Source organism: Paraburkholderia sp. OAS925 (genome assembly GCF_040543975.1).
GTDB lineage: Bacteria > Pseudomonadota > Gammaproteobacteria > Burkholderiales > Burkholderiaceae > Paraburkholderia > Paraburkholderia graminis.
In genome coordinates, this window is record NZ_JBEUNO010000001.1 from 280614 (window position 1) to 307609 (window position 26996).

Annotated in this window: 23 protein-coding genes and 1 pseudogene; 5 read left to right on the plus strand and 19 right to left on the minus strand. The window is 62.1% G+C overall.

Features of this window, described 5'->3' with window-relative positions; translation table 11 throughout:
* Nucleotides 1–8: 8 nt before the first annotated feature.
* From ABIE53_RS01275 to ABIE53_RS01325, 11 genes are all read right to left on the minus strand, one after another.
* Complete coding sequence (locus tag ABIE53_RS01275) at nucleotides 9–1793, minus strand: branched-chain amino acid ABC transporter ATP-binding protein/permease (protein WP_006050836.1); 1785 nt, start codon at nucleotides 1791–1793, stop codon at nucleotides 9–11.
* A 4-nt stretch (nucleotides 1794–1797) separates the two neighbouring features.
* Complete coding sequence (locus ABIE53_RS01280; RefSeq protein ID WP_006050835.1) at nucleotides 1798–2853, minus strand: branched-chain amino acid ABC transporter permease; 1056 nt, start codon at nucleotides 2851–2853, stop codon at nucleotides 1798–1800.
* A 164-nt stretch (nucleotides 2854–3017) separates the two neighbouring features.
* The gene (locus ABIE53_RS01285) at nucleotides 3018–4190 is read right to left on the minus strand and encodes an ABC transporter substrate-binding protein (RefSeq protein WP_006050834.1); all 1173 of its coding nucleotides are present in this window, start codon (nucleotides 4188–4190) and stop codon (nucleotides 3018–3020) included.
* 387 nt (nucleotides 4191–4577) lie between these two features.
* Entirely contained in the window at nucleotides 4578–5744 is a 1167-nt protein-coding gene (locus tag ABIE53_RS01290; RefSeq protein ID WP_006050833.1) for an ABC transporter substrate-binding protein, read from the minus strand.
* Between the two features lie 523 nt (nucleotides 5745–6267).
* The gene (locus ABIE53_RS01295) at nucleotides 6268–7239 is read right to left on the minus strand and encodes a branched-chain amino acid ABC transporter permease (protein WP_006050832.1); all 972 of its coding nucleotides are present in this window, start codon (nucleotides 7237–7239) and stop codon (nucleotides 6268–6270) included.
* Entirely contained in the window at nucleotides 7239–8123 is an 885-nt protein-coding gene (locus ABIE53_RS01300; RefSeq protein ID WP_006050831.1) for a branched-chain amino acid ABC transporter permease, read from the minus strand. Before ABIE53_RS01300 ends, ABIE53_RS01295 begins: the two co-directional genes overlap by 1 nt.
* 164 nt (nucleotides 8124–8287) lie before the next feature.
* On the minus strand, nucleotides 8288–9502 hold the full coding sequence (locus ABIE53_RS01305) for an ABC transporter substrate-binding protein (RefSeq protein ID WP_006050830.1): 1215 nt from the start codon (nucleotides 9500–9502) through the stop codon (nucleotides 8288–8290).
* Between the two features lie 53 nt (nucleotides 9503–9555).
* Complete coding sequence (locus ABIE53_RS01310; protein WP_006050829.1) at nucleotides 9556–10314, minus strand: ABC transporter ATP-binding protein; 759 nt, start codon at nucleotides 10312–10314, stop codon at nucleotides 9556–9558.
* Complete coding sequence (locus ABIE53_RS01315; protein ID WP_006050828.1) at nucleotides 10311–11090, minus strand: ABC transporter ATP-binding protein; 780 nt, start codon at nucleotides 11088–11090, stop codon at nucleotides 10311–10313. Before ABIE53_RS01315 ends, ABIE53_RS01310 begins: the two co-directional genes overlap by 4 nt.
* A gap of 322 nt (nucleotides 11091–11412) precedes the next feature.
* Nucleotides 11413–13125 carry a GMC family oxidoreductase gene (locus tag ABIE53_RS01320; RefSeq protein ID WP_006050827.1) on the minus strand — a complete coding sequence of 571 codons (1713 nt, stop codon included), beginning with the start codon at nucleotides 13123–13125 and terminating at the stop codon, nucleotides 11413–11415.
* A 133-nt stretch (nucleotides 13126–13258) separates the two neighbouring features.
* On the minus strand, nucleotides 13259–14797 hold the full coding sequence (locus tag ABIE53_RS01325) for a CoA-acylating methylmalonate-semialdehyde dehydrogenase (RefSeq protein WP_006050826.1): 1539 nt from the start codon (nucleotides 14795–14797) through the stop codon (nucleotides 13259–13261).
* Nucleotides 14798–14953: 156 nt separating this feature from the next.
* Between ABIE53_RS01325 and ABIE53_RS01330 the strand changes: the two genes are divergently transcribed.
* Entirely contained in the window at nucleotides 14954–15853 is a 900-nt protein-coding gene (locus tag ABIE53_RS01330) for a LysR family transcriptional regulator (RefSeq protein ID WP_114156629.1), read from the plus strand.
* A gap of 259 nt (nucleotides 15854–16112) precedes the next feature.
* Entirely contained in the window at nucleotides 16113–16652 is a 540-nt protein-coding gene (locus ABIE53_RS01335) for a class IV adenylate cyclase (protein WP_006050824.1), read from the plus strand.
* A 28-nt stretch (nucleotides 16653–16680) separates the two neighbouring features.
* Here the strand turns inward: ABIE53_RS01335 and ABIE53_RS01340 are convergent, their stop codons facing one another.
* Nucleotides 16681–17172 (minus strand): Lrp/AsnC family transcriptional regulator, encoded by a 492-nt coding sequence (locus tag ABIE53_RS01340; RefSeq protein ID WP_006050823.1) that lies wholly within the window; start codon nucleotides 17170–17172, stop codon nucleotides 16681–16683.
* A 192-nt stretch (nucleotides 17173–17364) separates the two neighbouring features.
* Here ABIE53_RS01340 and ABIE53_RS01345 point away from each other — a divergent pair, with 192 nt between their 5' ends.
* Nucleotides 17365–17694 (plus strand): 4a-hydroxytetrahydrobiopterin dehydratase, encoded by a 330-nt coding sequence (locus ABIE53_RS01345; protein WP_006050822.1) that lies wholly within the window; start codon nucleotides 17365–17367, stop codon nucleotides 17692–17694.
* A 39-nt stretch (nucleotides 17695–17733) separates the two neighbouring features.
* Here ABIE53_RS01345 and ABIE53_RS01350 read toward each other — a convergent pair whose 3' ends face one another.
* On the minus strand, nucleotides 17734–17958 hold the full coding sequence (locus ABIE53_RS01350) for a DUF3717 domain-containing protein (RefSeq protein WP_006050821.1): 225 nt from the start codon (nucleotides 17956–17958) through the stop codon (nucleotides 17734–17736).
* A 179-nt stretch (nucleotides 17959–18137) separates the two neighbouring features.
* Here ABIE53_RS01350 and ABIE53_RS01355 point away from each other — a divergent pair, with 179 nt between their 5' ends.
* Nucleotides 18138–18824 carry a response regulator gene (locus ABIE53_RS01355; RefSeq protein WP_006050820.1) on the plus strand — a complete coding sequence of 229 codons (687 nt, stop codon included), beginning with the start codon at nucleotides 18138–18140 and terminating at the stop codon, nucleotides 18822–18824.
* Nucleotides 18825–18956: 132 nt separating this feature from the next.
* The gene (locus ABIE53_RS01360) at nucleotides 18957–20459 is read left to right on the plus strand and encodes a sensor histidine kinase (RefSeq protein ID WP_171800247.1); all 1503 of its coding nucleotides are present in this window, start codon (nucleotides 18957–18959) and stop codon (nucleotides 20457–20459) included.
* 63 nt (nucleotides 20460–20522) lie between these two features.
* On the opposite strand, the gene ABIE53_RS01365 is transcribed toward ABIE53_RS01360, so the two are convergent.
* The 6 genes and pseudogenes from ABIE53_RS01365 to ABIE53_RS01390 all read right to left on the minus strand — a co-directional run bounded on the left by ABIE53_RS01365 (nucleotide 20523) and on the right by ABIE53_RS01390 (nucleotide 26984).
* Entirely contained in the window at nucleotides 20523–21080 is a 558-nt protein-coding gene (locus ABIE53_RS01365; protein ID WP_029971204.1) for an SET domain-containing protein, read from the minus strand.
* Between the two features lie 229 nt (nucleotides 21081–21309).
* The gene (locus ABIE53_RS01370; protein WP_029971203.1) at nucleotides 21310–22422 is read right to left on the minus strand and encodes an NADH:flavin oxidoreductase/NADH oxidase; all 1113 of its coding nucleotides are present in this window, start codon (nucleotides 22420–22422) and stop codon (nucleotides 21310–21312) included.
* 97 nt (nucleotides 22423–22519) lie between these two features.
* Nucleotides 22520–23233: a glutamine amidotransferase gene (locus tag ABIE53_RS01375; protein ID WP_006050816.1), complete on the minus strand. Its 714-nt coding sequence runs from the start codon at nucleotides 23231–23233 to the stop codon at nucleotides 22520–22522.
* A gap of 123 nt (nucleotides 23234–23356) precedes the next feature.
* Nucleotides 23357–23995: a MarR family winged helix-turn-helix transcriptional regulator gene (locus ABIE53_RS01380; protein WP_006050815.1), complete on the minus strand. Its 639-nt coding sequence runs from the start codon at nucleotides 23993–23995 to the stop codon at nucleotides 23357–23359.
* A 539-nt stretch (nucleotides 23996–24534) separates the two neighbouring features.
* Nucleotides 24535–25651, minus strand: a pseudogene (locus ABIE53_RS01385) (YbdK family carboxylate-amine ligase).
* Between the two features lie 127 nt (nucleotides 25652–25778).
* Nucleotides 25779–26984 carry a cation:proton antiporter gene (locus ABIE53_RS01390; RefSeq protein ID WP_029971201.1) on the minus strand — a complete coding sequence of 402 codons (1206 nt, stop codon included), beginning with the start codon at nucleotides 26982–26984 and terminating at the stop codon, nucleotides 25779–25781.
* Nucleotides 26985–26996 lie beyond the last annotated feature (12 nt).

Genomic DNA, 26996 nt, shown 5'->3' on the forward strand with positions numbered 1-26996 from the left:
GTTCTCCATTACTCCACCCCGCCGAGGTACGCCTCGAGCACAGCCGGGTCCTGCTGCACTTCCTGCGGCAGACCTTCGGCGATACGCGTGCCGAATTCCATCACGACTAGCCGGTCGGTCAGATTCATCACAAAGTCCATGTCGTGCTCGACCAGCAGCACACTCATCCCTTCCGCCTTCAGCCGGCGAAGCAAGTCCGCCAACTGCAACTTTTCCTGATATCGCAAGCCGGCCGCCGGCTCGTCGAGCAGGAGCAATGTCGGATCGCAGCACAGTGCGCGCGCGATTTCGAGAATCCGTTGCTGCCCGAGCGCGAGACTTCCGGCTTCGTCGTACATGTGCTGCTCGAGTCCGACGCGCCGGATCTGACGAGCCGCCTCGGCCATCAACCGCGCTTCTTCGACGCCATTCAGGCGCACGACGCTTCGCCAGACACCCGCATGCCCCCGCAAATGCGCGCCAATTGCGACGTTCTCGAGCACAGTCATGCCCGGCAGCAGCTTGACGTGCTGAAACGTGCGGCCGATTCCCCGCTTGACGATTTCACGTGAACTGAGCGAGTCGATCCGCTCGCCGCGGAACGAGATTTCGCCGCTCGTCGCTTGCAGCACGCCCGTCACCAGGTTGAACGTGGTCGATTTGCCGGCGCCGTTCGGGCCGATCAAGCCGATGATCTGCCCTGCTTTTACTTCAAAGCTGACGTCGTTCACCGCAACCAGACCGCCGAACTGCTTGCGCGCCTTGTTCACCGTCAACAGGCTTTCGCCGGCCGTCGGCTTGCTGCGCTGCGGCAACGGATCCGCGTGATCCGGCAGATGCGCGCGCGGCCCACGCGGGAAGAAACGCGCGACGAAAGGCCAGACGCCCTGCCGCGCGTATTGCAGCAACAGCACCATCAGAATGCCGAAGACGATCACCTCGAAGTTGCCGTTCTCGCCGAGCAACTTCGGCAGCAGCGTTTGCAAATAGTCCTGCAATACCGTGAGGATGGCCGCGCCGAGCACCGCCCCCCACACATGCGACACCCCGCCCACCACCGCCATGAACAGGAATTCGATGCCGTGATTCAGTCCGAACGGCGTCGGATTCACCGCCCGCTGCAAATGCGCGTACAGAAAACCGGACACGGAAGCCAGCACCGCCGCGTAGACGAAAATGACGACGCGCATCCACGCCGTATTCACGCCCATTGCTTCGGCCATCATGCCGCCGCCGCGCAGCGCGCGGATCGCCCGTCCAGGCCGGCTGTTAAGCAGGTTTTGAACAGAAACTACGGCACCGAGCACGACCAGCCAGATCAGGTAATAGATATGGCGGCCAGACTCAAGGTCGATGCCGAAAACGTTCAGCACCGGAATACCGTTGATGCCGTCGTACTTGCCCAGCATCTCCAGATTGCCGAACAGGTAAAACAGCGAGAGTCCCCATGCGATCGTGCCGAGCGGCAGAAAGTGGCCGGACAGGCGCATCGTCACGAGACCCAGAATCAGCGCGATCAACGCCGTCACCAACACGCCGGCGATTAGCGCGAGCCACGGCGAGACGCCGAAGCGCGTGGTCAGGTACGCCGTCGCATAGGCGCCGATGCCGACAAACGCCGCCTGCCCGAAACTCGTCATCCCGCCGATGCCCGTCAGCAGCACGAGCCCGATCGCCACGATCGAATAGAGGCCGATGTAATTAAGCAGCGTCACCCAGTATTCGGGGACGTGAATCGGCCGCGGCAACACCGGCAACGCGAACAGCACGACGAGGAACAGCCAGAAGAACTTGTTTTTCATGATCCGTTTCATCGCGTCACTCCTCTTCCTCTTCGGCGTGCGGGCTGGCGAGACTGCGCCAGAGCAGCACCGGGATGATCAGCGTGAACACGATCACTTCCTTGTAGGCGCTCGCCCAGAACGACGAGTACGACTCCAGCAGACCGACGAGGATCGAGCCGGCCGCCGCCAGCGGATAGCTGACGAGCCCGCCGATAATCGCCCCCACGAAGCCCTTCAGGCCGATCAGGAAGCCCGAGTCGTAGTAGATGGTGGTCAACGGCGCGACGAGAATGCCGCACAGCGCGCCAAGGCCCGCGGCGAGCGTGAACGCGAGCCGCCCTGCTTGCGTCGTGCCGATGCCGACGAGCCGCGCGCCGAGCCGGTTCACGGATGTCGCGCGCAATGCCTTGCCGGAGATCGAGCGGTCAAAGTACAGATACAGTGCGCCGATCAGCACGACCGCCGTGCCGACCACCCACAGGCTTTGTCCTGAAATCGACAGGCTGCCCAGGTTGAACGTCGCGTCCGAAAACGCGGTGGTGCGCGAGCCTTCCGCGCCGAACATCACGAGACCGAGGCCCACCATCGCGAAATGCACCGCCACTGCGACGATCAGCAGCAACAGCGTGGTCGCCTCGGCGATCGGCTCATACGCGAGCCGGTAAACAAACGGTCCCATCGGAATCACGATCAGGAGCGTCAACGCGATCTGCGCGATCATCGGCAGAGGGTGAAGGAAAACACCTTGCGTCAGCGCATAAACCGCAACCGGAAACAGCAGATACTTGCCGACCAGTACGGCCAGCGTGCGCGCCGCATGCCGGCGCCGTTCCGCGTGCCGCACGAATCCCACTACTTCGACGACGAAGCATGCCGCGCCCATCGCCATCAGCAGCCAGCAGGTGGCCGGAAACTTTTGGGTTTGCAACGCGGCGAGCGTGAGCGCGCCATACGAAACAAACTCGCCCTGCGGGATGAAGATCACCCGCGTCACGGAGAACACCAGCACCAGCGCGAGCGCGAGCAACGCGTAAATGGCGCCCGTCGTGATGCCGTCCTGCGCGAGGATCGCCGCAATTGATAGATCCATACTTCCTCGTCCTGAAGCGTCGAAATCGAAACTGGAAAAAGACGACCGCCGCGCCGGAGCACGGCGCGGCGGTCGGTGCCATTGTCATCGAACAGAATGGCAGTGCGGCGTCATGTGCCGCACTTCACGAGAGGCGCGTACCGCTTTCTATGAGTCGCTTTGTATTAGTCGTTCTGCAGCTTCCACTTGCCGTCGACGATCTCGACGATCACGCGTGCGCGCTTGTCGAGGCCGTTGTGGTCAGTCGTGGTCGTGTTCATGATGCCGTGCGAGACCGGCAGTTCCTTGATGCTTTCCAGCGCGCCGCGCAGTGCCACGCGGAATGCTTCGGTGCCCGGTTGAGCCGTCTTCAAAGCCTCCGGAATCGCACGTTGCAGCATCTGGCCGGCGTCCCATGCATGACCGCCGAAGGTCGCGACCGAACCCGCGCCGTAGGCTTTCTCGTACGCCGCCTTATAGGCCAGCGACGACTTCTTCACCGGATTCGACTCCGGCAATTGATCGGCGACGAGGATCGGACCGGCCGGCAGAATTTCGCCTTCGCAGTCCTTGGCGCACACGCGCAGGAAGTCGTTATTCGCGACGCCGTGCGTCTGATAAATCTTGCCCTTGTAGCCGCGCTCCTTAAGCGTCTTGGCCGGCAGCGCAGCCGGCGTGCCGGAGCCTGCGATCAGGACCGCGTCGGGATTCGCACCCATCGTCTTGAGCACCTGGCCCGTCACCGAAGCGTCGGTACGGTTGAAGCGCTCGTTCGTCACGATCTTCAGGTTGTGCGCAGCGGCTGCGGTTGTGAACACCTTGTTCCAGCTATCGCCGTAGGCATCCGCGAAGCCGATGAAGCCGACCGTCTTCACGCCGTGATGCTCCATGTACTCGGCAATGGCGTCGGCCATCAGGCTGTCGTTCTGCGGCGGTTTGAAGGCCCATGCGCGCTTCGCGTCCATCGGCGAGATGATCGCAGCGGAAGCCGCGAGCGAAATGACCGGCGTCTTGCCTTCTGATGCGGGATCGAGCATGGCCAGCGAATTCGGCGTGACGGTTGAGCCGATGATCGCGTCGACGTGATCTTCGTCGATCAGCTTGCGCGTGTTCTGCACGGCCTTGCCCGTATCGGACGCGTCATCGAGGATGATGTACTGCACCGTCTTGCCGCCGATCTCTTTCGGCAGCAACGCAATCGTGTTTTTCTCAGGAATCCCGAGCGATGCAGCCGGCCCCGTGGTCGACAGCGTCACGCCGATCTTCACCTGAGCGAACGCCGCGCCTGCACCGCACATCAATGCCATCGCGATGCCAGTCCGTACCCATTGCTTTGTCTTTGTCTTTGTCATTGCCATTGCAAGTCTCCAACGCTCCGAAGTGCGTATCTGTGATCCGACTCGTGGGTCGGGTGTCTGAATCTAGTTATAGGGTCCGGCTGTGCCAAGCATGGTTTTCCCTGCTCAACGAGATAGCCTTCGCCGCTTGTAGGTCACTCCCTGCTGCTGCGATTCCTGAAATGTCGTTTCCGAACTGGCGTGCACAAAACACTAACATGTTAGTAGTATTGCGTCGTGTCGCGCCGACGGTCAATAGACTGCAACCCAAATGCGGGTTTGTCCTGAAGCCGCACAACCACACTCGCGGCGTCGATACAGCGCTGCAAAAAGCAACCGAGGCAATAAAAAAGACGCGTCAACTGCACGCGTCTTTTTGTATGAGGTCGACTATTGCTTCGCCCTTGCTCAGTCGCCGGACAACTTCCACTTGCCGCCGACAATCTGCACCATCACGCGCGCCCGCTGATCGAGACCGGCATGGTCGTTCGCGCTCATGTTGAAGATGCCATGCGATGCAGGCAGATCTTTCGTGCCTTCGAGCGCGGCGCGCAGCGCTTCGCGGAACGCCGGCGTGCCGGGCTGCCCTTTCTTCAGCGCGAGAGGAATCGCGCGTTGCAGCAGCAGACCCGCGTCCCATGCGTGACCGCCGAAAGTCGACACCGAGCCCGCGCCATATGCGCCTTCGTACGCGCGCTTGTAGGCGAGCGCGCTCTTCTTCACCGGATTCGAATCGGGCAGTTGCTCCGCGACGAGCAGCGGGCCAGCCGGCAGATATGTACCCTCGCAGTCCTTGCCGCACACGCGCAGGAAGTCGTTATTCGCGACGCCGTGCGTCTGGTAGTACTTGCCCTTGTAACCACGCTCCCTGAGCGTTTTCTGCGGCAGCGCTGCGGGTGTGCCCGCGCCTGCGATCAGCACCGCGTCCGGGTTCTGCGACATGATCTTCAGCACCTGGCCCGTGACCGACGCGTCGTTGCGCGCGAAGCGTTCGTTCGCCACGACCTTGATCTTCGCGAGGTCGGCGGCCTTGCTGAATTCCTTGAACCAGCTCTCGCCGTAGCCGTCCGAGAAGCCGATGAACGCGACCGTCTTCACGCCCTGGTTGGACATGTGCTGCGCGATCGCGGTGGCCATCAGGATGTCGTTTTGCGGCGTCTTGAAGACCCACGCGCGCTTTGCGTCCATTGGCTCGACGATGCTTGCGGCAGCAGCCAGAGAGATAACCGGCGTGGTGTTTTCCGCGGCGACGTCCATCATGGCGAGCGAATTCGGCACGACGGTCGAGCCGATCATCGCGTCGACGTGATCTTCGCTGGTGAGCTTGCGGGCGTTCTTGACGGCTTGCGTGGAATCCGTCGCGTCGTCGAGCACGATGTAATCGATCTTCTGCCCGGCCACTTCCTTGGGCAGCAACGCGATGGTGTTTTTCTCCGGGATGCCGAGCGATGCGGCCGGGCCGGTTGCCGAGACAGTGACGCCGATTTTCACGTCCGCGAATACAGGGCCGCTCCATGCAGCCGAAACTCCGGTGGCGACCAATGCCGCGCTGATCCAACGCAATGCCGACTTCATCCCGCTCCTCTGTGCCCCGTTAAAACAATTCAAATTAAATTCGTGAATTAAATCCCGACCCAGCGGTCGGTGAATGAGGAGTGTAGCGGAGGCGAGCCGCACGCCGCAAGCGTTTTGACGGGCTGTGGCGTGGCAAATGAGCGAATCGTCGGCGACATAAAACGGTCACCGAGTTAGCAAAAGATTTGAATGGCGCTATTTGGAAAACAAAAATAAAAAGCGCTGTTGGATATCAATCCAACAGCGCTTTCGTGTGGGCACTTAGTGCCTCATGTCTCCTCGTTCTCCACCTGCAAATTCGTGGTGCATCAGAACTGCATGAAGGTTAAACGAGCACCCCCCATGCCACAACTAGCAATTACCCTAGTGGTGCAGTGCGGCACTAAATTGGGGCGCGTTTAAGCGCCGTTGCCGCAGGATACGTGAATAAGGGCTCAAGCGGTATCGACCGGTCATACTGCAAAGCAGCGCAATTAGATCGGACGCCGAAGTAATTCGATGCACTGCAACCGGACTGCACCGCTCAGGCGCGCAACGGACGAACGCGCGCGATGATCTCGCCCACGATCCCGCGCCGGAACGCGAGCACGCAGGCGATAAAGATCACGCCCGTCACGATCGTCACCGATTCGCCCAATGAGCGGAACCATTCGACGCCCGTCGTCGAAGCGAGCGCGCTGCCGATGTCGCCCAGCCGATCTTCAAGAGCCACGATCAGCGCCGCGCCGAGCAGCGGCCCGAACAGCGTGCCCATGCCGCCGACGAGCGTCATCAGCACGACGAGGCCCGACATCGTCCAATACGCATCGCTCAAAGTTTCGAAGCCTTGCACCACGACCTTCAGCGACCCTGCGAGTCCCGCAAGCCCCGCCGAGAGAATGAAGGCCAGCAACTTGAAGCGGTCGGTATCGTAGCCGAGCGACACGGCGCGCGGCTCGTTTTCCTTGATCGCGACGAGCACCTGACCGAACGGCGAATGCACGATCCGCACGATCAGCAGGAACGCGAGCACCATGATCGCCAGCACGACAAAGTACAGCGCGACGTCGGACGAAAGATCCAGCACGCCGAAAAGCTTGCCGCGCGGCACGCCTTGCAGACCGTCCTCGCCATGTGTGAACGGCGCTTGCAGGAACACGAAGTAGACCATTTGTGCGAGCGCGAGCGTCACCATCGCAAAGTAAATGCCCTGGCGGCGAATCGCGAAGATGCCGACGACAAACCCCAGCAGCGTCGCGCAAGCAGTGCCCGCAAGCACGCCGAGCTCGGGCGAAAAGCCGAGCGTCTGCATCGCATAACCGGTGACGTAACCTGCCGACGCGAGAAACATCGCGTGGCCGAACGACAGCAGCCCCGTGTATCCGATCAGCAGATTGAACGCGGCGGCGAAGAGCGCGAAGCACATCACCTTCATCACGAAGAGCGGATAGATGCCGAGCACGGGCACCGCGAGGAGCGCGAGCAGCAGCAGACCGTAGAGCAGTTTTCTCTGCATCATTTTTCCTTGCCGAAGAGACCCGCCGGACGCACCAGCAACACGAGCGCCATGATGACGAACACCACGGTCGCCGACGCCTCCGGATAGAACACGCGCGTCAGTCCTTCGATCACGCCGAGCATGAGGCCCGTGAGAATCGAGCCCATGATGGAACCCATTCCGCCGATCACCACGACCGCGAACACGGTGATGATCATCGGCTGGCCCATCAGCGGCGACACCTGGATGACGGGCGCGGCGAGCACGCCGGCAAACGCGGCGAGCGCGACGCCGAAGCCGTAGGTGAGCGTGATCATCAGCGGCACGTTGATGCCGAACGCCTCGACGAGCTTGGGGTTCTCCGTGCCCGCGCGCAGATAGGCGCCAAGCCGTGTCTTCTCGATCACGAACCACGTCGCGAAGCAGACGATGAGCGACGCCACGACGACCCACGCGCGATAATTCGGCAGGAACATGAAGCCGAGGTTGGTCGCGCCCGACAACGCCGATGGCACGTCGTAAGGCTGACCGGACGAGCCGTAGATGGAGCGGAACACGCCTTCCACGACGAGCGTCAGCCCGAACGTGAGCAACAGCCCGTACAGATGATCGAGCTTGTACAGCCAGCGCAGCATCGAGCGTTCTATCAGTACGCCGAACAGGCCGACGAGCAGCGGCGCGATGATCAGCATCGGCCAGTACGGCACGCCGAAGTACGAGAAACCCATCCACGCGAGCATCGCGCCGAGCATGAACAACGCGCCGTGCGCGAAGTTGATCACGTTCAGCAGGCCGAAGATCACCGCAAGGCCCAGACTCAGAATTGCGTAGAACGAGCCGTTCACGAGTCCGAGCAGCAACTGGCTCAGCATCGCGGGAAGCGGAATGCCAAAGATGTCCATTGAAGCCTTCACCTATCGTCAAGGCGAGATCGGTTGCGCACGATCGGGCCGGCACGCGAAGCGCGCATCACGCCGGCCGCGCGCGGCATATGAAGCGAAGCGAAGCGAACGGCTGACTGCCCACGCGGACAGCCAGCCGTCACAGTCAGGCCGTCAATCCGCGCTTATTTCCACAGCGCGCAGCGCGTTTCCGACTTCGTCGTGAACGCCTGCTCGCCCGGAATCGTCGCGGTGATCTTGTAGTAGTCCCACGGCTCTTTCGACTCAGCCGGCGTCTTCACCTGCATCAGGTACATGTCGTGGATCATGCTGCCGTCCTGACGGATGTAGCCCTTCGCATAGAAGTCGTCGATCTTCGTCTTCTTCAGTTGCGCCATGACTTTCTCGGAGTCGGTCGAGCCGACTGCCTGCACCGCTTTCAGGTAATTCATCGTCGCCGAATAGTCGGCGGCCTGCAGGCTCGACGGCATCTTGCGCATCTTGTCGAAGTAACGCTGCGCCCACTTGCGCGTGTTCGCGTCCTTGTTCCAGTACCAGCTATCGGTCAGCACGAGACCTTGTGTTGTTTCAAGACCGAGACTGTGCACGTCGTTGATGAACATCAGCAGCGCGGCGAGCTTCATGCTCTTCGTAATGCCGAATTCCTTCGCGGCCTTGATCGAGTTGATCGTGTCGCCGCCCGCATTGGCGAGACCGAGAACCTGCGCCTTCGACGACTGTGCCTGCAACAGGAACGACGAGAAATCCGACGCCGACAACGGATGACGCACCGCGCCCAGCACCTGGCCGCCGGTCGCCTTCACCACGTCCGACGTGTTCTTTTCAAGCGCTTTGCCGAACGCATAGTCGGCCGTCAGGAAGTACCACGACTTGCCGCCCTGCTTCACGACCGCTGAGCCGGTGCCTTTTGCGAGCGCCGTCGTGTCGTACGCATAGTGAATCGTGTACGGCGTGCATTGCTCGTTGGTCAGCGTGTCCGCGCCCGCGCCGATGCTGATGTACACCTTGTGCTTTTCACCGGCGACGGTGTTCATCGACAGGCCGGTTGCCGAGTTCGTGCCGCCGATCAGCAGATCGAGTCCCTCGCGATCCATCCATTCGCGTGCGCGCGATGCCGCGATGTCCGCCTTGTTCTGGTGATCCGCATACAGCACGGTGATCGGCTTGCCGTTGACCTTGCCGCCGAAATCGGCAACCGCCATGCGGATCGCCTCGAGGCCGCCCTGGCCGTCGATGTCCGCGTAAAGCCCCGACATGTCGGTGATGAAACCGATCTTCACTGCGTCGTCAGCCGCTTGCGCGCTACTCATCGTGATAGCGGCGCCGGCGGCGACCGCGAAACAAACTGAGGCAAGCCGCGCGAGTGGGTTCTTTTTCATTCGTGTCTCCTGGTTCTTCGCTTGTGGTTATCAGAGGCAGTTGGGCGCGCTCTCTACACGCCCAGCAAATCGTGCAGCACCGGCATCTTGCTTTCGAGTTCACTTGCCCCGAAGTGTTCGACGATCGTACCGTGCTCCATCACATAGAAGCGATCGGCAAGTGGCGCGGCAAAGCGGAAATTCTGTTCGACCATCACGATCGTGTAGCCGCGCGCCTTCAACGTGACGATCATGCGCGCGAGCGCCTGCACGATGACAGGCGCGAGCCCTTCGGAAATCTCGTCGAGCAGCAGCAGGCTCGCGCCGGTGCGCAGTATGCGCGCAACCGCGAGCATCTGCTGTTCGCCGCCTGAGAGCCGCGTGCCCTGGCTCATGCGGCGTTCCTGCAGATTCGGGAACATCGAATAGATTTCCTCGAGCGACATCATGTGCGCCTTGTCGCCGACAGGCGGCGGCAACAACAGATTTTCCTCGCACGAGAGGCTCGAAAAAATGCCGCGCTCTTCGGGACAATAGCCAATGCCGCAATGCGCGATGCGATGCGTGGGCAGATTGATCGTTTCACGTCCGCCGATGCGGATCGAGCCCGTGCGCCGACCCGTGAGTCCCATGATCGCGCGCAATGTCGTGGTGCGCCCCGCCCCGTTGCGTCCGAGCAGCGTGACAACCTCGCCGCGGTCCACGGTCAGATCGACGCCATGCAGGATGTGCGACTCGCCATACCAGGCCTGCAATCCCGTGATTTCGAGCGCGGGCGCGCCAGCGGCCTTGCCGCTCACCTCGAGGCTTTCGCGCTCGGCAATTGTGTTCATGCGTGGGCTCCGGCGAGCGCCGCGTCGGCGCTGCCCATATAGGCTTGCATCACGAGCGGATTCTTCGACACGTCGGCATACGTGCCCTCGGCGAGCACTTCGCCTCGTTGCAGCACGGTGATCGTGTCGGAGATGCCGGCAATCACGTTCATGTTGTGTTCGACCATCAGAATCGTGCGGCCGCTCGATACTTTCTTGATTAATGCCGTCACGCGATCGACGTCCTCGTGGCCCATGCCTTGCGTCGGCTCGTCGAGCAGCATGAGTTCGGGTTCCATCGCGAGCGTGGTGGCGATTTCCAGCGCGCGCTTGCGGCCGTATGAGAGTTCGACGGTCAGTACATCGGCGAAATCGGTCAGGCCCACTTGCGTGAGCAGGTCCATCGCCCGGTCGTCGAGTTGGCGCAGCGTGCGCTCGCTTTTCCAGAAATGAAAAGCCGTGCCGAGCGAGCGCTGCAAACCGATGCGCACATTCTGCAATGCCGTCAGATGCGGAAACACAGCGGAAATCTGGAACGAACGAATGATGCCGCGCCGCGCGATTTGCGCCGGCCGCTCTTTCGTAATGTCGACGCCGTTAAAGACGATCTGGCCGGCTGTCGGTTCGAGGAACTTGGTGAGCAGGTTGAAGCAGGTGGTCTTGCCTGCTCCATTGGGGCCGATCAGCGCATGGATCGAGCCACGGCGCACGCGCAGGTTCACGCCGTTCACGGCAATGAAGCCTTTGAACTCACGGGTGAGGCCGCGCGTTTCGAGAATCGTATCGCCGAGAATCATGTTCCCTTCCATACGGAGTTAGGCGAAGCACTACGAGCTTTCGCGCGAAGCCTTGCGCGACTTTTAATTTGGACGGCGGCACCCCGTGCACGCTCGTTGGCGTGCTGCACCAATCCGGACGGTAATCCCTGGGGCAACACGCAGCATGGCTGCCATTGTCGCGCCAATGATGCAGCGCATTCATTGGGATTTGCACTTAGTGGATGATGCGTGTGCGACCGCGCACGGCAGTCTCTCATTGGAGACAGGCGGCGTGTGGATGCACGCGACTGTGCTTGGAATGCGCGGCACGCATGGCGCGTGCCGCGATGCGAGATGTGTGTCAGGCTGCGGTCATCGAGACTGCCTTGCCTGCCTGCGCGGTCACGCTGCCGGCCACGCGCGCGCGGCGATCCTCGCGGATCATGTCGCTTGCGCGCTCCGCGATCATCAACGTAGGCGAGTTCGTGTTGCCCGATGTGATGGTAGGCATGACCGATGCGTCGACCACGCGCAGCCCATCCACCCCGATAACTCGTAGCCTGTTGTCGACGACCGCAGCGGGATCGTCGGTCGTGCCCATGCGGCATGTGCCGACAGGATGGAAGATCGTGGTGCCCACAAGCCCTGCCGCACGTTGCAGTTCTTCCTCGCTCTGATACTCGATACCCGGCAAGATTTCCCGCGGCTGGTAACGCGCGAGCGCAGGCGCGGCAGCAATGCGGCGCGTGAGACGCAACGCGTTCGCCGCCACATGGCGGTCATAATCCGTCGACAGATAGTTGGGCGCGATCAACGGCGGCGCCGACGAGTCCGCCGATTCGATATGAATGCTGCCGCGCGAAGTCGGCCGCAACTGACACACGGATGCCGTGAATGCATTGAACCGGTGCAGCGGTTCGCCGAAGCGATCGAGTGAAAGCGGCTGCACGTGATATTCGAGGTCGGGCCGCGCGAGCGAGCGATCGTCGGGATCGGACTTCGCGAACGCGCCCAGTTGCGACGGCGACATCGACATGGGGCCGCTTTGAAACAGCGCGTACTGCACGCCGATCATCAGCTTGCCCCACCAATGGGCGGACGCCGTGTTCAACGTGCGCACGCCGTCGACCTGATAAGCCATGCGCAGTTGCAAATGGTCCTGCAAGTTTTCGCCGACACCGCGCAGATCGTTGACGACTTCGATACCGAGGTTGTGCAGACGCGCGCCGTTACCAATGCCGGATAGCTCGAGCAATTGCGGCGAGTTCACCGCGCCCGAACTCAGTATGACTTCGCAGCGCGCTTTGGCCACGTAGTCGATCTCGTTGCCGCGATATTCGACGCCCGTGCAACGGCGTCCTTCGAATATGACGCGCTGCGTATGCGCGCCGGTGATGATCGTGAGATTCGGCCGCCTCATCGCGGGGCGCAAGAACGCTTTCGAAGCATTCCAGCGAATGCCGCGCTTCTGGTTGACGTCGAAGTAGCCGACTCCCGTGTTGTCGCCGCGATTGAAGTCGTCGGTGGCGGGAATGCCGGTTTCCTGCGCGGCCTTCGCGAACTCCTCGAGTATTTTCCATTTGAGGCGTTGCTTCTCGACGCGCCACGGACCGCCCGCGCCATGCGATTCGCTCGCACCCGCGTAGTGGTCCTCGCTGCGTTTGAAGACGGGCAGCACGGCGTCCCACGACCACGACGCGTCGTTGGTCACGCGTGCCCATTCGTCGTAATCCTCGCGCTGGCCGCGCATATAGATCATGCCGTTGATCGACGAACTGCCGCCGAGCACGCGGCCGCGCGGATACGAGAGCGCGCGGCCGTTTAGCCCCGGCTCGGCCTGCGTTTTATAAAGCCAGTCAGTGCGAGGATTGCCGATGCAGTAGAGATAGCCGACCGGAACATGAATCCAGTGATAGTCGTCCTTGCCGCCCGCTTCGAGCAACAGGACCTGCACGTCCGGATCTTCGGTCAGGCGATTGGCGAGCACGCAGCCCGCCGTCCCGGCGCCAACGATGATGTAGTCGAATTCGCCTTCGAGACGCCGCCCCGAAGACGCAGCTTGCGCGTGGCTCATCGTTCAGTCTCCTAATCATTTTTTGCCGACGGCTTCACGCCCGGCTTTATCGACACCTTCGGCGCGCGTCACGAGAAACGCGCGACGCACGCCGAAGGCCACAACCGTGAACCGCTTCCAACTACGTCGCGAACTACTTCGCGACCGGCATGGTGAACTCCGCGCCCTTCGCGATGCTGTCGGGCCAGCGCTGCATGATGCTCTTGTAGCGCGTGTAAAACCGCACGCCTTCCTCGCCGTACGCGTGATGATCGCCGAACAGCGACTTCTTCCAGCCGCCGAACGAATGCCACGCCATCGGCACGGGAATCGGCACGTTGATGCCGACCATGCCGATCTGGATCTGCCGCGAGAACGCGCGCGCGATGCCGCCGTCCGACGTGAACAACGACACGCCGTTGGCAAACTCATTCGCGTTGATCAGTTCCACCGCCGACGCGAAATCGGGCACGCGCACCACGCACAGCACCGGCCCGAAAATTTCCTCGCGATAGATCTTCATATCGGTCGACACATTGTCGAACAACGTGCCGCCGAGGAAGAAGCCTTTCTCGTGACCATCGACCTGATGACCGCGGCCATCGACGACGAGCTTCGCGCCTGCCGCGACGCCGGCTTCGATATAGCCGAGCACTTTCTCGCGATGCGCGGCCGTCACCAACGGTCCCATTTCGGCGGCCGCTTCCATGCCGTTCAGAATCTTCAGGCTCTTCACGCGAGGCGTGAGCCGCTCGACCAGCTCATCCGCGATATGGCCGACTGCCACCGCGACCGAGATTGCCATGCAGCGCTCGCCGGCCGAACCGTAGGCCGCGCCGATCAACGCGTCGACGGCCTGATCGAGGTCGGCGTCCGGCATCACGACGAGGTGATTCTTGGCACCGCCCAACGCCTGCACGCGCTTGCCGTGCCGCGTGCCTTCGCTGTGGATGTACTCGGCAATCGGCGTCGAGCCGACAAACGACACCGCGCTCACATCGGGATGCACGAGCAGCGCGTCGACCGCGACCTTGTCGCCGTGAACGACGTTGAACACGCCATCGGGCAGACCGGCCTCTTTGAGCAATTCGGCGATACGGTTCGATGCCGACGGATCGCGCTCCGACGGTTTCAGCACAAACGTATTGCCGCAGGCAATCGCGACCGGAAACATCCAGCACGGCACCATCATCGGAAAATTGAATGGCGTGATGCCGGCGACCACGCCGAGCGGCTGGCGCAGATTCCAGTTGTCGATGCCGCCGCCGATCTGGTCAGTGAAGTCCGTCTTCAACAGATTCGGAATGCCGCAGGCAAACTCGACCACTTCGATGCCGCGCATCACCTCGCCCTTCGCATCGGAAAACACCTTGCCGTGCTCACGCGTGATGAGTTCCGCGAGTTCGTCGTGATGGCGGTCGAGCAGTTCCTTGAACTTGAACAGCACGCGCGCACGTTTGATCGGCGCCGTTTCGCTCCATGCGGGAAACGCGGCGTAGGCGGCGGCGACGGCCGCATCGACTTCGGCGACGCTACCGAGCGGCACGCGCGCGCTCACTTCGCCGAGCGCGGGATTGAAGACGTCGGCGAAACGGCCGCTCGTTCCGTCAATGGCCTTGCCGTTGATGAAATGCGTCAGCGCCCGCACGCCCGCGGCGCTGCGGACGGTTTCGTCCTGATATGTCTCGCTCATGTTCTGTCCTCTCGGTTGGGGACCATCGTTCGCGATGGTTTGCTGCCTATCTTCCGCCACAAAACGGCGTACTGAAATACGAGGTTACGGCGCTTCGTCGCGCGAAATCCAATGAGTAATGCTCAACTGCGCTATAAGCCGCGTTAATATCAGTGGATGGATCTCACTCTGCTACGCGCGTTCGTCACTGTGGCACGCGAGGGCAATCTCACGCGTGCCGCCGTGCAACTGCATCTCACGCAGCCGGCTGTCAGTCTGCAAATCAAGCATTTGCAGGAGACGCTCGGCGTCGCGCTGTTCACGCGGACCTCGCACGGGCTCTCGCTCACGCGCGACGGCCAGGCGCTGCTGCCACATGCCGAACGTGCATTGACCGCGGCCAGCGACGTGCAGCGCGCCGCGCAATCGCTGCGTCAGGAAGTGCGCGGGCGCTTGCGCATCGGCACGATCCTCGATCCGGAGTTCCTGCGGCTCGGCGGCTTTCTGAAGCAACTGGTGGAGACGTGGCCGCACATCGAGACGGCTTTGCGGCACGGCATGTCGGGCTGGGTGCTCGACCAGGTTCGCGCAGGCGAGCTGGACGTCGGCTACTACATCGGCGTGCCGTCCGACGACGATCCACGCGACGGTTCCGCGTTCCATACACTGACGCTCACGCACTTCCAGTACCGCGTGCTCGCGCCGGCCGGCTGGAAAGACCGCGTCAAAGGCGCGCGCGACTGGCGTTCGCTCGCCGCGTTTCCGTGGATCTGGACGCCGCCCGCGTCGGCGCATAACCGGCTGCTGTCCCGAGCGTTCGGCGAGGCGGGCGTCAAGCCGGTGAAGGTGGCCGAAGTGGACCAGGAGCCGTCGATGCTCGATCTCGTCAAGTCGGGCGTGGGCCTCACGCTCGCGCGCGACGCGATTGCGATCGCCGAGGCTCACGCGCATGCGCTGACCATCGTCGAAGGCATTACGGTGCCGACGCAACTGAGCTTTATCACGCTGGCCGAGCGCAAGGACGAGCCTGCGATAGCCGCCGCGTTGAAGCTGATCGAACTGCAGTGGACGACGTGAAAACCGCCTGAACTTGGGTCCGGTATTGGACCGCCGCGATATGAGCGGTTCTCATGACAGCGCGCGGGCACTCCCGCAAAGTAATCGAGTCCGACTGAAACCGCGGCGTCACGGAGTTTTTGTTAGATTGACGGTTCGCGCATGCGCCGGCCCTTCGTGCTGTCCCTGCTTTCCCGTTCCGACCGACTCTGTCTTCCCGGCAGCTTCGCCCCACTCACGACGAAGCCGCTTACCACCCTATTCCCGACAGGAGCCTGACATGGCACGCAACATCGAAATCAAAGCCCGCGCCCAGCATTTCGAACAGCTGCGCGAACGCGCGGCGCAGCTTGCGCCGGACGCGCCGCTGATCTTCCGCCAGCAGGATTTCTTCTACGACGTGCCGCGCGGACGTCTGAAGCTGCGCCAGTTCGACGACGGCACGCCCGCCGAACTGATCTTCTACCGGCGCGACGACCGCGACGGTCCGAAGGCGTCGTACTACACACGCAGTCCCGTGACGAACCCCGAAGCGATGCACTCGCTGCTTGCCACGGCGCTGACCACGCGCGGCATCGTCACCAAGGAACGGCATGTGTATCTGGCGGGGCGCACGCGCATTCATCTGGACCGCGTCGATGGCCTCGGCGATTTCGTCGAGCTGGAAGTGGTCCTCGCGCAAGACGATAACGAGGAAGACGGTCACGCGGAAGCGCATGCGATGTTCGCGAGTCTCGGCGTGCCGGAATCGGATCTGGTGGCGGTGGCTTATGTCGATCTGCTGACGAGCCCCGGCGGCGAGCCGAAGCAGGCCGCATAAAACGCGCGTATCGCCGCTCGAGCGCGGCTCACGCCGCAGCCGTTCCCGGCGACAGATGCGCAAGCGGCAACGGCCCGTTGCGCTTGAACGTCGTGAGCACGATGTTCGAGCGCACGCTGTCCACGCCGGGCACGCGCATCAGCTTTTTCATCACGAACGTGGACAGGTAATTCAGGTCGGGCGCGACGATGCGCAGCAGATAGTCGGCGTCGCCCACCACCGCGTGACATTCCAGCACTTCGGGCAACGCGTCGATCTGCTGCTGAAACTGCTCGATGATCGAATCGCCGTGATGCTTGAGCTTGAGGCTCGTAAAGGCCGTCACGCCCAGGCCGAGCTTTTCCGGCCGCAGCACGACGCGATAGCCGTCCACCACGCCGATCTGTTCCAGCCGCTGCAAGCGCCGCCCGATCTGCGACGGCGACAGCGGCACTTGCTCGGCAAGCTGCTGATGAGTCGCGCGGCCGAAGCGCTGAAGCACGTCCAGCAGCGCGAGGTCGAAGTGGTCGAGGTCTAGCATGGTGCAATTCCGCATTAAATAGCCGTTCAATGCGGGATTATTGCATGTGATCCCGACGATACGCCCAACGCCCGCTCATCCGACGGGCCGCTGCATGCCGCCGCCCCACCTCTCAGCGAGCCCGCCGCATCCGTGGAAAAATAAACGAAAGCGTCGGCATGGCGACGCAAACCGAGCACACGAGGTGACCCGATGATCCACAAACTGAGTTCCGAAGAACGCACCGCCGAACTCGCCCGCTTGCACGGCTGGCAACCCGCGACCGACCGCGATGCGATCCAGCGGCAGTTCGAGTTCGCCGATTTCAACGAAGCCTTCGGCTTCATGACGCGTGTCGCAATCAAAGCGCAGGAAATGGATCACCATCCCGAATGGTTCAACGTGTACAACAAGGTGCAGATCACGCTGTCGACGCATGAAGCAAATGGACTGACGAAGCGCGATATCGAACTGGCGCACTTTATCGAGACGATCACGGCACACACGCGCAACGCGGCCAACACGCAGAATTCGTCGTACTGAAAGGCCTTTGCAGGCAACCGCGGACGAAAACCTTCAGTTCTACAGGCTATTTTTAAGGCGCACGTAAGAATCCCACGCCTGGCGTGCATTGGCGTCCAAACGATCCCGCGATAGCGTGTTCCGACGCTGTACAATCAGGAGCGCATACGGCTTGGAGAGCGCGCTTGCCTCCTTGCACAGAACGAGTTCGTCTCCGCTCGAAGGTGAGCGGGCGCGCCAGAAGTTGATCGCGGCTTCGAGTTCCTGAATGCTGATCTCGGACATGGCTTCGATTACCCGGAGGGCGCGAGCGCGCTGCTCGATGACTGCGTGGTTGACTGCTTGGTGGCTTGGGCCGATCCGGCATGAGCACACACCGCGGTCCGCGTAGCAGATCTGTAAAGCAGGCGCCCCGGCGAACCGCTTGCCCGAACGCCTAAACCCATTGTAATTGAGCGAGATCCATGCGACTCCTTCTGATCGAAGATGACCGCCCCATCGCACGCGGCATCCAAAGCAGCCTCGAACAAGCCGGCTTCACCGTCGACATGGTCCACGACGGCATTTTCGCCGAACAGGCTCTCACCCAAAACCGTCACGAACTGGTGATTCTCGACCTCGGCTTGCCGGGCATCGACGGCATGACGCTGCTCGCGCGTTTCCGTCAGAGCAATCGCCATACGCCGGTGATCATCCTCACCGCGCGCGACGAACTGAACGACCGCGTCCAGGGCCTGAATTCCGGCGCGGACGACTACATGCTCAAGCCGTTCGAGCCGACCGAGCTCGAAGCGCGCATTCGCGCAGTGATGCGCCGCAGCGGTCCGCACGGCGACATGCCGCGTCCGGAAGTGTCGCTGGGCGGCGTGCGTCTGTCGGGCGTGGATCGGCGCATTTTCAACGACGACAAGCCGCTCGAACTGTCGCCGCGCGAATTCGCCGTGCTCGAAATGCTGCTGCTGCGCCACGGCCGCGTGGTCAGCAAGGCGCAACTGCAAGACCACCTCACGCATTTCGGCGGCGATCTCGGCGACACCGCGATCGAAGTCTATGTGCACCGCGTGCGCAAAAAGCTCGAGAGCTGCCGCGTCGAAATCGTTACGGTGCGCGGCTTCGGTTACCTGTTGCAGGAAATCCGTCAGGCCGCATAATCGTCGTGAAGGCCGCCACTCTGTTGCGGCCTGACGGCGCCGGGCCGGCGCGGCGCACTGCGTGCGCGAGTCGCCGGCGTCCGGTGAAACTTCATGGCGCCTCGCGCCTGCCCTCTTCCCACGCGTTCGATCATGCCCCAGCCGGCCGCCAATAGTCTGCGCCGCACGCTGCTGCGGCGCCTAGCTGCTCCGCTTTCGCTGCTCGCGCTGATGAGCGGCCTGATCGCCTATTGGCTCGCGTGGCAGTACACGCAGCACGTGGTCGATCGCTCGCTTGCGGACCTCGCGACCGCCATCTCCAAGCAGATTCAGATTGCGGGCCCCGAAGCGCCCATTACCGTGCCGCCGCTCGCGCAAGCGATGTTTTCCGATCCGGTCGAGCATCTCGTCTATCGAATCAGCGATGGCGAAACCGAAATTGCCGGCGATGAAACGCTGCCGTTGCAAGGCACCAGCGTTCGGCGCATGCATTACGCGTATGTGTTCGAAACGCAGCATCAAGGCGTGACCGTGCGCGTCGCGCAGGTGAGGGTCGATCAGCCGGTGGGCAATCCGATCGTCGTCGAGGTCGGGCAGCCGGTGCATCACCGCTTTCGCATCGCCGCGGAATTTCTCGTGGCGATCATGATGCCGCTGTTGCTGCTGCTGCTCGCGGGCTGGGTGATCGTGTGGCGAGTGGTGAATCAGCAGCTCAATCCGCTGACCGATCTCGCGGACTCGTTGAACCGGCAGACGCACACGTCGCTCGAACCGGTCGACGAGACCTATGTCCCCGTCGAAATCCGGCCGCTGACCGGCGCCGTCAATGCGCTGCTCGGCCGTCTCAAGACCGCGCTCGACGGGCAACGCAAATTCATCGCCGATGCCGCGCATCAACTTCGCACGCCGCTCACGGCCGTCAAGCTGCACGCGGAGCAGGCGGCTGTCGCGCGCGATCCGCAACAAACGCTCGCCGCCGTGCGCGAGCTGCGTGCGGCGGCCGATCGCGCGGTGCGTCTGTCGAATCAGTTGCTGTCTCTTGCGCGCGCGGAACCGGCCGAGCAGGCCGCGCGCTTCGTCAATGTCGATATGGCCGCGCTCGCGTTCGATACCGGCGCGGAATGGGTGCCGCGCGCGTTGGCCTCGCACATCGACCTGGGTTTTCAGCGGCTCGATGATCCGGCCAACGATCATCCGTTGATCGCGCGCGGCAATCCGGTGCTGCTGCACGAAGTGATCGCGAATCTGCTGGATAACGCGCTGAAGTACGTGCCGCCTTCGCGCTTCGACGGTGGGCGCATTACGGTCACGGTGTCGCAAACCGTGATCGACGACGTGCGCATGGCCGAGATCGTCGTCGAAGACAATGGCGCGGGCGTGCCTCACACGCAGCAAGCCGACCTGTTCAAGCGGTTTTTCCGCGGCGACGGTCAGAGCGATGACGGCGTGGACGGCGGCGCCGGTCTCGGTCTCGCGATCGTTCACGACATCATGGCGCTGCATCACGGCAGCGTGCATTACGAAGACGCGCCCGAAGGCGGAGCGCGTTTCATCGTGCGTATTCCGATCGTGGAAACGGCGCGGCCGGCACACGCCAGCGACGACGCGCAAGACCACGAAAAAAAACCGGCGCACTCGGCGCCGGTCGATCTGTAGCGGTAACTTAGGTCTTCGCGCTGCGCGGGCGTCATTCGCACGACGAACCGCGCAGCTCGCGCGTTACTTTTTCTTGGCCTTCTTGGCCGAGCTGGCCGGCTTCGCGGACTTAGCCGACTTAGCGGTTTTCGCAGCCTTGGCCGGCTTCGCCGCTTTAGCCGCGGCCTTGTCCTTCTCGGTCGGCGCGAGCATCGTGCCGCGGCATTTGCGCGAGCCGCAGCGGCATTCGTATTCCTTCTTGAGCTTCTTCGTCTGACGCGCGTCGATCACGAGACCGTAATCGTAGAAGATCTCCTCGCCCTCGGCGATGTCGCGCAGTGCATGCACGTACACGTGACCGTCGATCTCTTCCGCTTCGCAGTTCGGCGCGCACGAGTGGTTGATCCAGCGTGCGCTGTTGCCGCTCACCTTGCCGTCGATCACCTTGCCGCTATCGAGCGCAAAGTAGAACGTGTGATTCGGTTCGTCAGGATTATGCGGATGACGGCGCAACGCTTCTTTCCAGGAAATCCGCTCGCCCTTGTATTCGATTAGCCGCTCGCCGGCCGCAATCGGTTCGAGCGCAAACACGCCTTTGCCGTGCACACCGGAACGACGCACGGCGATCCTGCGTGAACTCATTGAATGAATCCTTGTGAAGAACTGGGGATGAAGTCCGGCAGCCGTCGGAAAAGCTCGCGTCTGACGCGCTGATTTTTTCTGGCGCTCATAGCAAACGCGGCGCCCTGCGAGCGCCGCGTCGACCTGCGACGCTCACGCGCCACAACCGGCATCCTACACGCTGAAGACGGCTTCGTTCAACCGTCAAAAACGTGGACCTCATGCGATCGTGCGTCACGCATGAGCCGCCTCATCTTTGTCCGAATGAAATCTCGCCGAACAGCGCCTTCTGATCGCGCGGTTGCGAGCGCCAGTACTGCGGCGGCGCTTCGACCGTCGCGCCGAGTTGCGCAGCGGCGTGCCACGGCCAGCGCGGGTTGTATAGCAGCGCACGAGCCAGCGCGATCAGATCGGCGTCGCCCTGTTCGATCAGTTGCTCCGCGTGAAACGGATCGGTGATGAGTCCGACGCCGATGGTCGTGAGCCCCGTCGCCTGTTTGACGGCCTTGGCGAATGGAATCTGATAGCCCGGCTCGAGCGGAATCTTCTGCAACGGCGAGACGCCGCCGGACGATACGTCGATCCAGTCGCAACCGCGCTTTTTCAATTCGTGTGCGAACGCGATGGTGTCTTCCAGCGACCAGCCGCCGTCGACCCAATCCGTTGCGGACACACGCACGCCGACCGGTTTGTCGGCGGGAAAAGACGCGCGCACGATGTCGAAGATCTCGAGCGGAAAACGCATGCGGTTTTCGAGCGAACCGCCGTAGTCGTCATCCCGTTGATTGGCGAGCGGCGAAAGAAACTGATGCAGCAAATAGCCGTGTGCGGCATGCACTTCGAGTGCGTCGATGCCGAGACGCGCGGCGCGCCGCGCGGACGCGGCGAATGCTTCGCGGATGCGATTCAGGCCAGGCGTGTCGAGCGCGAGCGGCGGCTCTTCGCCCGCTTTGTGCGGCAACGCCGACGGCGCATGCGGCAACCAGCCGCCCTGCGAGACCGGAATCAGCTGGCCGCCTTCCCACGGCGCATGACTCGACGCCTTGCGTCCGGCATGCGACAACTGCATCGTCACATTGATGTGCGAGTGCTTGCGGATCGCGGCAAGCACGGGCGTGAGCGCGGCTTCGGTCGCGTCGTCCCACAAGCCGAGATCGCCGGGCGTGATGCGGCCGTCCGGTTCGACAGCCGTCGCCTCGATGCACAACATGCCGGCGCCGGACAACGCGAGACTGCCGAGGTGAATCATGTGCCACGCGGTGGCTTCGCCGCGTTCGGCGGAATACTGGCACATCGGCGACACGACGATGCGATTCGGAAGCGTCACGCTACGCAGCGTGAGTGGAGAAAATAGCGCGCTCATGGATCACCGCCCAGTAGAAAACCGAGAGCGAACGAGGATAGCACCGCGGGTCATTTGCTGCAGGCAGGCCACTTGCGGCCGCCGCTGAAGCGCTCGCTTAGGGCTGCGCTTGCACCTGATCGAGCCATTCGCCGAACATACGGCAAGCTGCGGCCTCGAGAGCCGGGCCGAACTGCGCGGTCTCGGCGCGCAATTGACGCGCGTCGATTCCGTGCTCCACAAGTTCGCCCGCATTACCGATCAGCCAGGGCTCGAAGCGATCCGTGCGGATCTCGGGATGACATTGCAACGCGAGCACATGGCTGCCCCACGTGAACGCCTGGTTTTCACACGCGCTCGTGGATGCGAGACGCGTCGCGTTCGCGGGAAGGTCGAAGGTATCGCCATGCCAATGCAGCATGGACGTATGCGCGCCATCCAGATGACGCACCGGCGATGCGCGGCCGGCCTCCGTCAGCGTAAGCGGTTCCCAGCCGAGCTCGGTATGGCCCGCGGGATAGACCCGCGCGCCGAGCGCACGCGCGATCAGTTGCGCGCCGAGACAAATGCCGAGTGTGGGAAGCCCTGCTTCGATGCGTTTTTCGATCATCGAAAGCAGCGGCACGAGCGTGGGATAGCGCGCGTCGTCGGTGGCGCTGATCGGGCCGCCGAGCACCACCATCAACGATGACGTGACCGGGTTCGGCGCCTCGATGCGGGCAAAGCCGACATCGAGATAACGCACGGGCCGCCCGCGTTCGCCGAGCACGAGTTCGAGACTGCCCAGATCCTCGAAGTGCACGTGGCGAATGGCCAGAACTTCCTGATTCATCAGCCTGTCACCTTCAGATTGACTGCAGACTGCCGCTGCGCGGCACCGAGAAAGCAGGCAGGCGGCAAACGCCGCCTGCTGTTGCCGGTTGCAGTGTAGCGGATTGGCAGCGAAGCAGTCGCCTTACTGGGCGAAGATCTTCCAGGTCTTTTTCTGCGTGGCGACGTCGGCGGTTTCATGCACGGCGCAATCCAGACGCAGATCCGTATCCGCCATGTTCAGATCGAGCAGCGCGCAATGATGCGGCGTTTTCTTCGGATTCTTGCTCGGCTCGAAATGCGTGCAGCTCAGGCACATGCGGTGCGGCGGAATGTTGCCCTGCGCTTCCAGTTGATGAACCGTCTTGAGCAGCGTGCGATAGAACAGGGCCTGCTCGTCGTCGCGCAACGTGCCCACAGCCTTGGCCAGAAAGTCAGGCCATTGCGCGGCGCGCTTCGCAGCCGTGCGGCCGCGAGTGGTCAGACGAACGGCGAGCGCGCGGCCGTCATCGAGAGCGCGGCGCTTTTCGACCAGTCCCTTGGTCTCGAGCGTACTGACCGCGTCGCTGGTGGTCGCGGCGGTCAGTGCCGTTTCGCGCGCGATTTCCCCGAGCCGCATCGGCCCCTTTCGTTGCATCAGCAAAACCAGGATTTCGCCCTGCGTGGGCGTGAGGCCCGCGCCTTCCGCCCATTCCCAAGCCTGGCTTCGCATCGCCGTGCTCAGTCGCAAGAGGCTGTGGGTGACTCGCCCGGTTGCCTGTTCTCCGTATACGCCTTCGCTCATAATCTTCGATTGGTTTATTTACAGCTTTTGTGCGGTGCCGGCCGTTGTTGCCGGGAACGCCCGTAGCCTGTGTGGGGTAGCCCCGCCCAAAACAGGACGAGACGGTCTCTAACTATCTCAAAAATTCACCGCCTTGCAAGCCGAAGCGGTTAAGACGACATTCTATGCGAGAGCGGCGAATCGTACAGCTAAGTTATCCAATGCAATCTGTGGATAACCGTGGGACAACATCAGGGATGACATGTGCGCCGATTCTTGATAAGCACCCGCGTCCACTTGTGAGTCCTTAAGTTGTCCTCGTTTACCGCCGGCCACGCACTGCTCACCGGCCTACTTATGGTTTACGCAGCGCCTTGACTTTGCAGGGAATTATTCAGTTGTCCACAGTCGGCGGCGATGCTTGTTAACTACTACTACGTTTGTATACGTACTTATTGGAAAAACCTTAAGGGCCCCGAACTGGAAAATTTTAACGACGAAAAAAAACCCGCGCAGGCGGGTTTTCTTACTGTTGAACACAAGCGACACCGTTCGGCCGATCACGCTCGCCACTTCAGACACTGTTGCCGGACAGCCTCATGCAGTGACTTTTCCTGTTCGACGACGCCTCTTAGCCACGTTGCATCGTTGATCTGACCGCGCGCAATCGCGCCGATTTCGGCAAGCGCATGGCCCGAGCCCAACGCGTCGCCGTGCGGCGCGATGAGGTCGAGCGTCTCCAGAATGTCTTCCGAAATCGTCTTGCGTTCGCCTGTCTGCGGATTGATGCAGGTTCCGGCAAGACCGAAACGGCATGCCTCGAAGCGGTTGAACGTGTAGACGAGGTAGTCGTCTTCGTGCGGCGTGATCGGCTTGTCGAGCAGCAGATGGCGCGCAAGCGTCTGGATGTAGCAGGCAATCGCCGCGGCGCGATCGACGGAAAGCGGCGTATCCATCACGCGTACTTCGATGGTGCCGAAGCCCGGCTTCGGCCGGATGTCCCAGTAAAAATCCTTCATGCTGTTGACCACGCCCGTATGGACCATCTTCGAGAAATATTCCTCGAAGCTGTCCCACGTCAGCACGAACGGCGCGCGGCCCGATAGCGGAAACGCGAACACGGAATTCAGGCGTGCCGAATGAAAGCCGGTGTCCACGCCCTGCACGAACGGCGACGATGCGGACAACGCAATGAAATGCGGAATGAAGCGCGACATGGAATGCAGCAGGAACAGCGCGCTGTCCGGATCGGGGCAGCCGATGTGCACATGCTGGCCGAATACGGTGAACTGCTTCGCAAGATAACCGTACAGTTCGGAAAGATACTGAAAGCGCGGCGTATCCACGATCTGCCGTTCGCTCCATTGCTGGAAAGCGTGCGTGCCGCCGCCGCACAGGCCGACGTTCAGATGATCGGGCCGCGGAAACGAGCGTGTCGCGAATCTTGCGCAGATCGGCGAGTGCCTGTTCGTGGTTCGTGCAAATGCCGGTGGACAGCTCGATCATGCTCTCGGTGATTTCCGGCGTGATGTTGCCGGGGATCTTTTGATCCTTGACGAGGCGCAGCAGATCGGAGCCGGCTTTGGTCAGATCATAGTCGTGCGTATTGACGATCTGCATCTCGAGTTCGACACCGAAAGTGAACGGCTTCGAATCGATGAAGGGTTCGAGTGACATGGCGTCCCCTGAGTGAGGTCGGCCGGACGGTTGTCGGAAGCCCGGCCGTTTTTTGAAGCGAATAAATTTGAATAACGTGTGGCTTGCAGCGCGGAGCGCTCACGGTCGCTTATGACCGCTTAACCGCTTACTCTTCGCGCCGCTCGGCGACCAGCGCGAGGCTGCGATAAACGAGCCACGGCCCGAGAATCTGCAGCACGACAATCGAACACATCATGATCGCCCGCAATTGCGGATCGAAATTTGGATACAGGTTGTACGTATCGTCGACGAGCAGATAAGCCAGCGCCGACATCGGCGAGAGCGACAAACCGAGCGCCATGCCCTGTTTCCAGTCCAGACCGCTCGGCTTTGCAAACGCAAGCACGCCGACGAGTTTCGCGACGAGCCGCGCAACAATCAGGCCCAGCGCCGCAACGCCGCCGAGCGCAATGTCTTTCCATTCAAACGAAGTGAGCGTCAGCACGAACAGAATCACAGTGAGAAGCCAGCCGGCCGTGCCGAAATGCCGCGGCCACAACTGCGGCCGAGCCTCCAGATTCTTCACGATGATGCCGGCGGCGAGCAGCGCGAGAATGGTCGACAGCTTGAACAGATGCGCGACCGCGATGGCCACCAGAATCAGGCCGAATAGCGCAACGAACGAATGCTCGTCCTGCATGTTGAGCCGGCGATAAAAGAACGTGCAGGTGCGCGCGAGCAGATAGGCGAGCACGAGCGAGCCGACCAGCAGATAAAGCGGCTGCAGAATGGTCGCGAAAACATTGCCGTACGCTTCCTGATGCAGCCAGCTCGACACGAGCTTTTCGATCACGACCGCATACATGCTGTTCAACGCGGTCAGCGTCAACAGACGCTGCGTGACCTGGCCTTCGGCGCGAAGCTCGGTCTTGAGCTGAATCACCATGGCCGGCGAAGTCGCCATCGCGATGGCGGCCAGCACGGTTGCGACCATCAGCGGCACGTTCAAAAACAGCAGCACGGGCAAAACGAGGGCGAAAGTCAAAGTGGCTTCCGCGACGCTCGACATCACGAGCCACGGATTACGACGGATCCAGCGCAGATCGAGCCGGCTGCCGAGTTCGAACAGCAGCAAGCCGAGCGCAACGTCGAGCAAGGGCCGCGCGGCTTTCGCCGATTCGGCATCGATCACGCCCGAGCCAGCCGCGCCGGCAATCAGACCGATGACCGCATAGCCCGAAATACGCGGCAAGCGCCACGCGCGATAGCACAACTCGCCGCACAAGCCCGCGGCGAGCAAGGCGAGACCAGCCCAAAAAATGGCGTCGGGTGAAAGCGGCCAGGCTGGAAAAAATGAAAACGCCGAATTCATCGTTATGGGTTC